This is a genomic window from Pseudomonas sp. McL0111 (genome assembly GCF_052567255.1).
On record NZ_CP199585.1, the window covers coordinates 720,621 to 732,500 of the forward strand.

Genomic DNA, 11,880 nt, shown 5'->3' on the forward strand with positions numbered 1-11,880 from the left:
CAGCGTTGAAACGCCAGCGATACAGCGCCCTCTGACTGGACGGTCAAGTTAACGCCGCCGCACATTCACTGTTTTCAATCCCGAGGCGCGACAGTCTCTTCCAGTTCCAGCATCAACCCGCTGAGACGCTTGACCTTGCGCTGCACCGCCTCTTCAAACACCCCCGAGCGCGGCTCGATCAGGGTGAACCAGTGCTTGGCCCGGGTAATCCCGGTGTAGATCAGCTCCTTGGTCAACACCGGGTTCAAGGCATCCGGCAGAATCAACGCGGTGTGGGCGAACTCCGATCCCTGGGACTTGTGTACGGTCATCGCGTAAACGGTTTCGACATCGTTAAGCCGACTCGGCAGCACGAAGCGCACACCACCGCGACCGTCGTTGCGCGGAAACGCCACGCGCAATACCGGCTTGCCCGCCTCGGGCCCATCGCGCTCCGGCAACTTGAGGGCAATGCCGATATCGCCGTTCATCAAACCCAGACCGTAGTCGTTGCGGGTCATCAACACCGGGCGGCCTTCATACCATTGCTGATCGCTCTCGATCAGCCGCGCCCTGAGCAGGGCCTCGGTGATGCGCTGGTTCAAGCCTTCAACGCCCCATGGCCCCTTGCGCACCGCACACAACAACTGGAAGGCGTCGAATGCCTGCAAAACCTCGTGCGCCCATTCGACCCAAACCGGGTGTTCGAGTGGCCTGTCAGCGGGCGGGCGCTTATCTCGCAACACATTCAAGTAATGGCGGTAACCCACAGGGCCATTGCCATGGCCGTCGAGCAACAAACGCTCAAGCTTGTTATCGTGTTCGCCCTTGAGCGGCAGAGAAAACACGTCGTCATAGTGGCCTGCCGCAAGCAGTTGGCGCGCCTCATCCGGGAGCTGTTGATTGACTCGACGTGCGAGCTGGCCGATGCCGCTTCCCTCACCGAATCGTCGGGAGTGGCGCAGCATCACCAGTTGCTGGGCCAGTGGGTGGGAGCCATCGTTATCCTCATGCAAACCGCTGTCCTGCAACGACTCACCGCTTACCGACTCCAGCCATTGTCGAGTCTGTGGGTTGTACCAACCCGCCTCGGCATCGCGACACAGATCGCCGAGCACCGCGCCGGCCTCCACCGATGCCAATTGATCCTTGTCACCCAGCAACACCAGACGCGCATGGGGCGGCAATGCATCGAGCAAATTGGCCATCATCTCCAGGTCGATCATCGACGCTTCATCGACCACCAACACATCCAGCGGCAAGCGATTACCGGCATGGTGGCGGAAGTGTCGAGTGCCGGGACGACTGCCCAGCAGGCGGTGCACCGTGGTCACGTCACAGGGGATTTTCTCCCGTACGGCTTCAGAGACCGTCAGCGACTGAACCTGCTGACTGATGGACTCGGTCAACCGCGCCGCGGCCTTGCCAGTCGGGGCTGCCAGACGAATCCGCAGCGGTTGCCCCGCCTCAACGGCTGGCGCTTGCAGCAGTGCGAGCAAACGCACCACCGTGGTGGTTTTGCCGGTGCCCGGACCACCGGTGACGATGCTGAAAGCACCTCGGGTGGCGAGGGCACAGGCGAGTTTTTGCCAGTCGATCGGCGCTCCTGCCTTGGCCGGGCCAAACAACTCATCCAGCCGTTGAGACAGATCTTCCGGCGCCGCTTCGCCCTGTGCGAGACGTTGACGCAAGGCCGTATCGATACGCCGCTCATAAGCCCAGTAGCGGCGCAAATACAGGCGCTTTCCGGACAAGACCAGCGGACGCTGCTGCGCCGACTCGCTCCCGTCAGCCGCCAGCGCCACCAGCGAACTGGCCGCCAACACCTTGCACCAATGAGCACCGTCGAGCGCTTCGAGCAATTGCGAAGGCAGCAACAAAACCCCGCCTTGCACATCACCTTCGGGCGGCAGCGACAGGGCGAAATCCGGCGCTTTCAGCGTTTCGAACAGATCCAGGCAGACGTGCCCATGACCGAGTTGATGACTGGTCAACGCAGCTGCGAGCAACACCAACGGATCGACCTCGGGCGCAAGCTCATGCAGAAACGCGACGAAGGCTTTGTCCAGCGAACGCAGCCAGCCCCGCTCGACCCAGCGCGTCAGCAAAAACAACAAATCATCGGCGCGGGTCAGGGGCGACAGCGTCAACAAGCTGTCCGCTGCCAACGGCGTCGGCAGCAGATCGGCGAAGGTACGGCTCATAGCAAGACTCCCTGTTCCCACGCGGGTTCGGCTTTGGGTTCCGGTTTACCCTGGAACAGACGATCCAGACTCTCGATCAATTCCCGTGGCGGACGTGCGAAATACACGCCGCGACTGTCCGCCCGAGTGCCGCGCAAGAATAGATACAACGCACCGCCGACATGCCGGTCGTAATCGTAATCGGCAAGCCGCGCCTTAAGCTGACGATGCAACGCCAGCAGGTACAAGACGTATTGCAGGTCATAGCGGTTGTCGAGGATCGACTGTTCCATGGCCTGCTCGGTATAGGCCAGATCGTCGACACCCAGCCAGTTGGACTTGTAGTCGGCCACGTAATAACGACCGTCGTGCTCGAACGTCAGGTCGATAAAACCCTTGAACATGCCGTTGAGCTGTACCGGCTCGGCCGCCACCCGCGCCACGCCGTTGTGGGTGTGCTTGCGCACCAGTTCGTCGAGTTTGACCACGTCGACTTTATGGCTGGCGAACCAGAACTCCATCTCGACCCGGTATTGCTTCAATTGCTCAAGAATGACCGGTGGCTGTCCGGCCCGGGCCGGCAACGGGGCTTTGAGCAAATGGGCCATCCAGTCGCTCAACGTGGTAATCCAGCCTTCCCAGCCGCGCAGATTGCAGCGGCGGGCAATCGCATCCTCCAGCGCATCGCGGGAGACTGAAAAACCTTCGTCACCGGCCCATTCCAGCAAACCGTGAAGAAACGTCCCCGGGTTGGGACCACGGGGGAATCGATGAATATCTGCGCCGCCGGTGATGCTTTCCCGCGGCGCGTCCGGGTCGAGGCGTTCATCATCGAAGAGTTTTTGCGCCTGCGGACTGTCTGGAGCCTCATCGCTGCCGACACTCAGCACATCACTGATGCGCAAGGCGCTGTAAGACGCAATCCACCAGTTTTCACTGGCCTTGCGCTTGGGCAACAGGGTTGCGCTCAGCGTTGCCTCGTTGCGTGGGGGCAGGTAATGCTCGTGACTGGGCTGGGGCATGTCACCGATATCGATGACCGGGCAGTTTTCTTGCAGATCACGTAACCAGACATTCAAAGCTGTGGACTCGCCCAGTGAGGCTCCGCCGCCAAGCAAATACCCGAGCGCGGAAAGATGCAGCACCGAACTGTTGTTATTGCCGCGCTTGAGGTCGGTCACACCCAGCCAGCAGGCATGCTGCGCACGAGTCAGTGCGACGTAGAGCAAACGCAAATCCTCTGCCAGACGCTCGTCATCTGATTGAGCAATCAGTTCGGCGGTTGGCTTGAGGCTGACCTGCGCCTTGCCCGACGCGTCGTGGTAATGCAGCGGCAAGCGGCTGCCATCCACCGGTTTTGCCGAGCAGATGAAAGGCAGAAACACTAACGGATACTCAAGGCCTTTGGACTTGTGAATGGTCACGACCTTGACCAGTTGCTCATCACTTTCCAGACGCAAAATCTGTTCTTCACCAGCCTGACCGGATAACGCCAGATGCTCGGCCAGATGACGGATCAACGCTTGCTCGCCATCGAGTTCTGCGGCGGCCTGCTGCATCAACTCCGACAAGTGCAGCAGGTTGGTCAGTACCCGCTCACCATCACTGCGGGCCATCAAGGTTTGCGGCAAGTGGAAATCGTGCAGCAGGCGGCGCAGCATCGGCAGCACACCTTGCTTGCGCCAGAGTTCGCGATAACCACGGAACTGCATGACGCGCGTTTCCCAGACCAGTTCGTCCTGATTCAGACGTTCCAGTTCGGCCAACGGCAGATTCAGGGTGATGCAGGCCAGCGCGGCTTTCAGCGAGCGCTCGACGTCCGGCTCGGCACAGGCCTTGAGCCAGGACAACAGGTCGTGAGCCTCCTGCGCGGCAAACACCGAATCCTTGTCTGACAGGTAAACGCTGCGCACTCCACGGGCGGCGAGTTCACCGCGTACCGCCTGAGCTTCTTTGCCATCGCGAACCAGAATCGCGATGTCCGATGGTCGAACGCCCCTGAAGTCTTTGCCTTCCTGAGAAAAACCAGCACGGCCAGTCTGCCCGCCATTAAGTAATGACGTGATCTCACTGGCGCATGCTGCCGCTAGCTGCTGGCGGTACACCACACCTGACAGCGGTTGATCCGTCGGCAGGTGCCAGACATTCAGCGCCGCGACATCTGCTCCGGCGATCTGGAGCTTCTCTTTACGTCCTTGAGATTCAACAGGGAGAAAGGGAACCGGGTTTTCACCAGTTTTCTCCCGAAACAAAAACGCGCCGCGTCCCTGCTCTCGGGACTCGGCGCGTTCGAATACATGATTGACCGCTTTGACCATGCCATGACTGGAGCGGAAGTTGGTGCCCAGCGTATGCAGTCGGCCGGTAGTGGCCTGGCGAGCGCGCAGATAGGTGTAGATGTCCGCGCCACGGAAAGCGTAAATCGCCTGCTTGGGATCGCCGATCAGGAACAGGCCCGTTTCGGGGTTATTGTCCTCGATACGATAAATGCTCTCGAAGATCCGGTATTGCACCGGGTCGGTGTCCTGAAATTCATCGATCAACGCTACCGGAAACTGCTCGCGAATCAATGCCGCGAGGCGTTCGCCGCCGTCAGCCTGCAAAGCCGCGTCCAGGCGCAACAGCATGTCGTCGAAACCCATCTCGGCGCGACGTCGTTTCTCTTCTTCAAAACGCGCACCAACCCATTTGGCGGCGTGTTGCAGAACGGCGGCATCGGGTGTTGGCAATGAATCGAGACTCGACTTGAGTCCCGGCATTGCGTCGAGTCCGGGATGACTCGGTGCTTGCCCCTTCCAGGCTTCGGCCATGCCGTCGGGAGTCAATCGGGTAAAACCGGTGCCGATGTCCAGTTGCTCCAGTGACTCGTCTTCAGCCCAGGTCTTGAGCTTTTCAAACCACGGCTCAAAGTAGCGCGCCTGCATCTTGCGACCATCGACAGCTTTGCTTGCAACACCGTCATGGCAGATGGCGAGCAACTCATCCGCCCAGTGGCGCCAAGGCTGTTTCAGTTCAAGCAAGGCAGCACGACGCTCTTGCAGACATTCTTCGATCAGCTCCGCTGGGACCTTGCCTTGATCACTGTCGCGCTCACTGGCAAACAATCCGCGAACCCGAGGCAACAACGCCGCCGGGCCGCCCCAGTTGTTGCGAACCCAGTTCAGCGCATCGCCCTGCATCGGGTAGCAAAACAGTCGCCAGTAATCGCGCAGCACTTCGCCGAGCAAATCACTGTGGTCGGTTTCCAGGGATTGGGTGAACAGACTGCCACTGTCGAATGCGTGCTCGCGCAGCATGCGCTGGCACCAACTGTGAATAGTCGAAACAGCGGCTTCGTCCATCCATTGCGCGGCGATGTCCAGACGATTGGCGCAACCGGACCATTGCTGCGGATCAAACTGATCGCGCAGATCAGCGATCAGTCCGTCAGGCGCCGGTGTCTCGTCACGGAAAAAGCGTGCGGCCTCGGCCAATCGTGTACGAATTCGCTCGCGCAGTTCTTTGGTCGCCGCATCGGTGAATGTCACCACGAGAATCTGCGGAGGCAATAGCTCGCGGCCGAAGCCGTTCGATTCGCCTCCGTGACCGAGGATCAGTCTTAGATATAGCGCAGAAATGGTGAAGGTCTTGCCAGTGCCGGCACTGGCTTCGATCAACTGGCTGCCGTGCAGCGGGAATGCCAGTGCGAGAGGCGTCTTGGTACTCATGCGCGGGCCCCTTCGCTGGTCAATGAACGCCAAGGGGCTTCAAGTAATGGACGATACAAGGCGTCGCACCAACCGGAGAAAGTCTCGTCTGCCAGCAGGGCATCAAAGTCACTGAATTGTCGGGACAGCGCCGGGCTTTCGCGGCGCTCGCCTTCGCTTGTCTGTCCGTCACCTTCGTAGGCTTTGCGGGCTGCAGCTTCAGCTTTCTGCGGGTCGGTCTGGGACAGCCAGCCGAATGCGGTTTTTACTGCGACCGGCAGCGGTTGACGCATCCCGGCCTGCCACGCGAGCAGAATATCGCCGAGGAAACGCAGCGCCCGCTCACGCTCCATTGGTTCCAGCAACAACGTGTCGTCGCTCGCCACCAGCGCGGTAGTCAGCGAAAGTCCGTTGGCACAGGCCACAAGGTGATTGACCCACGGTCTGGTCAGACGATGCCATTTGCGGCTTTTGATCGAGCCGATGCTATTGGGAATGGTCGTGACCGAGAGCAGGCCTCCGTCGGCACGTTGATGCAAACCCGCGAGCCAGCCTTCAAGGCGCAGGCCCTGTAATTCGAGAGCGATTGGCAGCGCGCTGGTCAGCGGCGTCGGCCATAACGCGAGTAGCTGTTGAAAGCGCTGCAGCAGATCAGGAAGCGGTTCGATCAATTCCCGCTGCAGGCATTCGCCGAAACCGGCCATCGGCAGCAAGCCACTGTTTTGCAGGCGGCGGGCCTGAGCTTCGAGCGCTTGCTCGGTGTTGTCCGGCTGCCTGAGAGCGGCTTCCAGCAGGCTGTCGGCGAGCGTATAACGCTGAAGTGCGTCGAGCACAAATGGCTCTTCGTCAGCCAATGGCGCTTCGGCGGCTTCGAAATAAACTTTGAGTCGCTGAGTGAAGAAGTGCCGAACCGGGTTACGCAGGAAATCCTGCAGCAACGCCAGGCTCAATGGCTCTTCTTGAAGATAAGGATCGAGTAACTCCGTTTCCCCTTGGGCTGCGTGTGGCTGATGCAGCACCTGCCATTCGCGGGCATAGCTGAAGAGCTGATCGCCCTCGTGGAAATAGCGGGCGCTGAAGGGTTGCAGTGGATGCTCCTCGGTCATTTTTTCCAGCAAACTCTGGCTCTCGTCGACCAATCGCCAACCGCTGGCGAGGTGATCTCGCAACTGGCCGATCAGCACCGAAGCAGGTCGTTCGCTGTTGTCACGAATACTGCGCCCGACCCAACTGATGTAGAGCTGATTGCGCGCGGAGAGCAGTGCTTCGAGCAATAGATAGCGGTCATCTTCACGCCGAGAACGGTCACCCGGGCGGTAATCGCTGCCCATCAGATCGAAGTCCAGTGGCGGTTGCGCACGCGGGTAATCGCCGTCGTTCATACCCAACAGACAGACCAGTTTGAAAGGAATCGCGCGCATGGGCATCAGCGTACAAAAATTCACTGCGCCGGCGAGAAAACGCTGGGACAGTCGGCCCTGATCCAGCCCCGCGAGCCACGCTTCGCGAACGACTGTCAGCGGTAACTGATCTGTCAGTCCGACTGAATCACAGGTCTCCAGCCAAGTCTCGCGAAGTTCCTCAAGTTGGGTCAGCAAGTAGTCGTCGTGCTCGTTGCTGGCTTTGAAGAACAGCTGCATCAGGGCTTGCAGACGCTGGCCCCACTCTTTGGGTTCGGCTGGTTGCGTGAGCTCGTGATGTGCGAGCTCCAACGCGTCGAGCAGGGCAACTAGCGGCCCGATCAACGCAGCGTCCAGACCGCCGATTTCATCGTAAGGCTCGATGCCCGCGCAGGCGGTGGAACTACCGACCGCGTAACCGAGCAGCATGCGGCGCAGGCCGAAATGCCAACTGTTTTGCTCGAGTTCCTCCGGCAAGCCCAAACCTGCACGTTGCTCGGCACTCATGCCCCAGCGCACACCCGCGCCTTCGATCCAGCGATGCAGCGTCGGCAGGTCACGCTCTTCGACACCGAAGCGGGCGCGCAATGCGGGTACGTCGAGTAGATCGAGAATCTCGCTGACCGGGAAACGACTGTCCGGCAGTTTGAGCAGATGCTCAACCGCGATCAGCAATGGATCGCGGCCACGTTGGCCCTGGTCCGCCAGGGTGAATGGAATAAACCGTGGATCATATCGATCAAGTTGACCAAACACCGCGCGGATATGCGGCGCGTAGCTGTCGATGTCGGGCACCATTACGATTACGTCGCGGGGCCGCAAATCGGCATTGGCGCTGAAGCGTGCAAGTAGCTGATCGTGGAGAATCTCCACTTCACGCTGGGCGCTGTGAGCAATGTGAAAACGGATCGACTCATCTTGGGTCAGATCGACAGCAGGCCATTGCTCGCGAGTCTCGTTGAGCGGCCGCAATTCCAGGATGTCGTCCTGAAGTTGATTGAGCAGATTCTCTGGTTGCGTCTCGCTGAACAGGTCGATGCGCCCATCGCGAAATGCTGCGCGATAACTGTTGGGATCGTCATAGCTATCGAGCAGATTGATATAGTCGCGACCCTGCTTGCCCCAAGCCGCAAGCAGTGGGTGGGCGTGCTGATGCAATGCGTCAGGATCGAGTACGTCCGGCATGCCTTGTTTGCGGCTCTGGCGCTTGTATTGATGCCGCAGCAGATCTTTGTCCGCGACGATATCGGCCCAGTGGTGACGACAAGGGTTGTGGACACACAACAAAACCTGGCTGAAACGGGCGAGTCCGGCGAGCGCTTCAAGCACTTGCGCCGGCAATGAAGAAATCCCGAAAACGATCACTCGCGACGGCAGCCCAGCGGGGGTTTTTTCCAGGTTGTTGATGCGTTCTATGAATCGTTGATGCACACCGGCGCGACTCTGCGCCATGCCTTGTTCACCCACATCCTCAAGCAACGCACGCCACAACTCAGCCTGCCAGCAATTGGTCGGGGATAGCGGTTTGGCTTCACCTCTGACATTTCGCAGTTGGTGACGCCCTTCAGCCCAATCTTCAAGCCAATCGGCGCGGTACACCTGGTATTGGTCAAAGAGATCCGCCAAACGCTCGGACAGCTGATAGCGCTTGCGCAAGTCGGTGTCGTTCGTCAGGAAGCGCTGGAGCGGTTCGAAGTGCGGCAGATCGATGACCTGCGGCAGCAGGCGCATCAAGCGCCAGGTCAGCGGCGCTTTATCGAGCAGGGATTTGACTGGAATTTCATCCCTGCCCAAAACCATACGATAGAGCTGCCACATGAAACTGCCGGGTAGCTGCACGTCAATGGCCGCTGCAATACCGCAGCCACCGAGGTCATCATCCTGAGGGTCTTCAGCCAATGCCAGTTTGAGCCACTGAGCGATGCCATTGCTTTGAACCAGGGCGATTTCATTTTCCAGGGGAGCCAGCGGATAACGCCGCATTATGCTGATCACCAAGCTGCGCAGTTCGTCCAGGCTGTTGCTCTGAACCACCATGAATGCAGCATTGAGGGACTGGGCGTCCGGCATAAAGACTTCCTTGGAAAAGTACAAAAGCTAGGGCAGAACCTTAGCACTGTCGGCAGGCTGTGACAGCCAGACGGCGTCCGCGAATGCTGTAAGAACTTTCTCGCAGGCAAAACAAAACCCCAACTGCTTTCGCAATTGGGGTTTCGGAATTTAATCTTGACGATGACCTACTCTCACATGGGGAAACCCCACACTACCATCGGCGATGCATCGTTTCACTGCTGAGTTCGGGATGGGATCAGGTGGTTCCAACGCTCTATGGTCGTCAAGAAATTCGGGTACTGACTCGTGACCAGATGGCCTCGTTTCAGCAAATTGGGTATGTGATAGCTTTCGGTGTTTTGCAAGATCGAACTTTCGGTTCATTTCGTCTTCACACACCGCAATCTGGCCTTTCGACGCAAATTGCTTGGGTGTTATATGGTCAAGCCTCACGGGCAATTAGTATTGGTTAGCTCAACGCCTCACAGCGCTTACACACCCAACCTATCAACGTCGTAGTCTTCGACGGCCCTTCAGGGAACTCAAGGTTCCAGTGAGATCTCATCTTGAGGCAAGTTTCCCGCTTAGATGCTTTCAGCGGTTATCTTTCCCGAACATAGCTACCCGGCAATGCCACTGGCGTGACAACCGGAACACCAGAGGTTCGTCCACTCCGGTCCTCTCGTACTAGGAGCAGCCCCTCTCAAATCTCAAACGTCCACGGCAGATAGGGACCGAACTGTCTCACGACGTTCTAAACCCAGCTCGCGTACCACTTTAAATGGCGAACAGCCATACCCTTGGGACCGGCTTCAGCCCCAGGATGTGATGAGCCGACATCGAGGTGCCAAACACCGCCGTCGATATGAACTCTTGGGCGGTATCAGCCTGTTATCCCCGGAGTACCTTTTATCCGTTGAGCGATGGCCCTTCCATACAGAACCACCGGATCACTAAGACCTACTTTCGTACCTGCTCGACGTGTCTGTCTCGCAGTCAAGCGCGCTTTTGCCTTTATACTCTACGACCGATTTCCGACCGGTCTGAGCGCACCTTCGTACTCCTCCGTTACTCTTTAGGAGGAGACCGCCCCAGTCAAACTACCCACCATACACTGTCCTCGATCCGGATAACGGACCTGAGTTAGAACCTCAAAGTTGCCAGGGTGGTATTTCAAGGTTGGCTCCACGCAGACTGGCGTCCACGCTTCAAAGCCTCCCACCTATCCTACACAAGCAAATTCAAAGTCCAGTGCAAAGCTATAGTAAAGGTTCACGGGGTCTTTCCGTCTAGCCGCGGATACACTGCATCTTCACAGCGATTTCAATTTCACTGAGTCTCGGGTGGAGACAGCGCCGCCATCGTTACGCCATTCGTGCAGGTCGGAACTTACCCGACAAGGAATTTCGCTACCTTAGGACCGTTATAGTTACGGCCGCCGTTTACCGGGGCTTCGATCAAGAGCTTCGCGTTAGCTAACCCCATCAATTAACCTTCCGGCACCGGGCAGGCGTCACACCCTATACGTCCACTTTCGTGTTTGCAGAGTGCTGTGTTTTTAATAAACAGTCGCAGCGGCCTGGTATCTTCGACCGGCATGAGCTTACGGAGCAAGTCCTTCACCCTCACCGGCGCACCTTCTCCCGAAGTTACGGTGCCATTTTGCCTAGTTCCTTCACCCGAGTTCTCTCAAGCGCCTTGGTATTCTCTACCCAACCACCTGTGTCGGTTTGGGGTACGGTTCCTGGTTACCTGAAGCTTAGAAGCTTTTCTTGGAAGCATGGCATCAACCACTTCGTCATCTAAAAGATGACTCGTCATCAGCTCTCGGCCTTAGAATCCCGGATTTACCTAAGATTCCAGCCTACCACCTTAAACTTGGACAACCAACGCCAAGCTGGCCTAGCCTTCTCCGTCCCTCCATCGCAATAACCAGAAGTACAGGAATATTAACCTGTTTTCCATCGACTACGCTTTTCAGCCTCGCCTTAGGGACCGACTAACCCTGCGTCGATTAACGTTGCGCAGGAAACCTTGGTCTTTCGGCGTGGGTGTTTTTCACACCCATTGTCGTTACTCATGTCAGCATTCGCACTTCTGATACCTCCAGCAAGCTTCTCAACTCACCTTCACAGGCTTACAGAACGCTCCTCTACCGCATCATCCTAAGATGATACCCGTAGCTTCGGTGTATGGTTTGAGCCCCGTTACATCTTCCGCGCAGGCCGACTCGACTAGTGAGCTATTACGCTTTCTTTAAAGGGTGGCTGCTTCTAAGCCAACCTCCTAGCTGTCTAAGCCTTCCCACATCGTTTCCCACTTAACCATAACTTTGGGACCTTAGCTGACGGTCTGGGTTGTTTCCCTTTTCACGACGGACGTTAGCACCCGCCGTGTGTCTCCCATGCTCGGCACTTGTAGGTATTCGGAGTTTGCATCGGTTTGGTAAGTCGGGATGACCCCCTAGCCGAAACAGTGCTCTACCCCCTACAGTGATACATGAGGCGCTACCTAAATAGCTTTCGAGGAGAACCAGCTATCTCCGAGCTTGATTAGCCTTTCACTCCGATCCACAGGTCA

At 58.0% G+C, this 11,880-nt stretch carries 3 protein-coding genes and 2 rRNA genes (1 of these 5 cut by a window edge); all 5 read right to left on the reverse strand.

Features of this window, described 5'->3' with window-relative positions:
- Window positions 1-74: 74 nt before the first annotated feature.
- Window positions 75-2,183 carry an exodeoxyribonuclease V subunit alpha gene (recD, locus tag ACTWLJ_RS03400; RefSeq protein ID WP_445179870.1) on the reverse strand — a complete coding sequence of 703 codons (2,109 nt, stop codon included), beginning with the start codon at window positions 2,181-2,183 and terminating at the stop codon, window positions 75-77.
- Window positions 2,180-5,869: an exodeoxyribonuclease V subunit beta gene (recB, locus tag ACTWLJ_RS03405; RefSeq protein ID WP_445179871.1), complete on the reverse strand. Its 3,690-nt coding sequence runs from the start codon at window positions 5,867-5,869 to the stop codon at window positions 2,180-2,182. The genes recD and recB overlap by 4 nt, the downstream gene beginning before the upstream one ends.
- Complete coding sequence (recC, locus tag ACTWLJ_RS03410) at window positions 5,866-9,318, reverse strand: exodeoxyribonuclease V subunit gamma (protein ID WP_445179872.1); 3,453 nt, start codon at window positions 9,316-9,318, stop codon at window positions 5,866-5,868. The genes recB and recC overlap by 4 nt, the downstream gene beginning before the upstream one ends.
- Window positions 9,319-9,472: 154 nt before the next feature.
- A 5S ribosomal RNA gene (rrf, locus tag ACTWLJ_RS03415) occupies window positions 9,473-9,588 on the reverse strand.
- Window positions 9,589-9,738: 150 nt separating this feature from the next.
- Window positions 9,739-11,880: ribosomal RNA gene (locus tag ACTWLJ_RS03420) — 23S ribosomal RNA — on the reverse strand (it continues 752 nt past the right edge of the window).

Coding starts and splice junctions, on each gene's coding strand:
- recD (WP_445179870.1), bottom strand. CDS start 2,183: ATGAGCCGTACCTTCGCCGATCTGCTGCCGACGCCGTTGGCAGCGGAC.
- recB (WP_445179871.1), bottom strand. CDS start 5,869: ATGAGTACCAAGACGCCTCTCGCACTGGCATTCCCGCTGCACGGCAGC.
- recC (WP_445179872.1), bottom strand. CDS start 9,318: ATGCCGGACGCCCAGTCCCTCAATGCTGCATTCATGGTGGTTCAGAGC.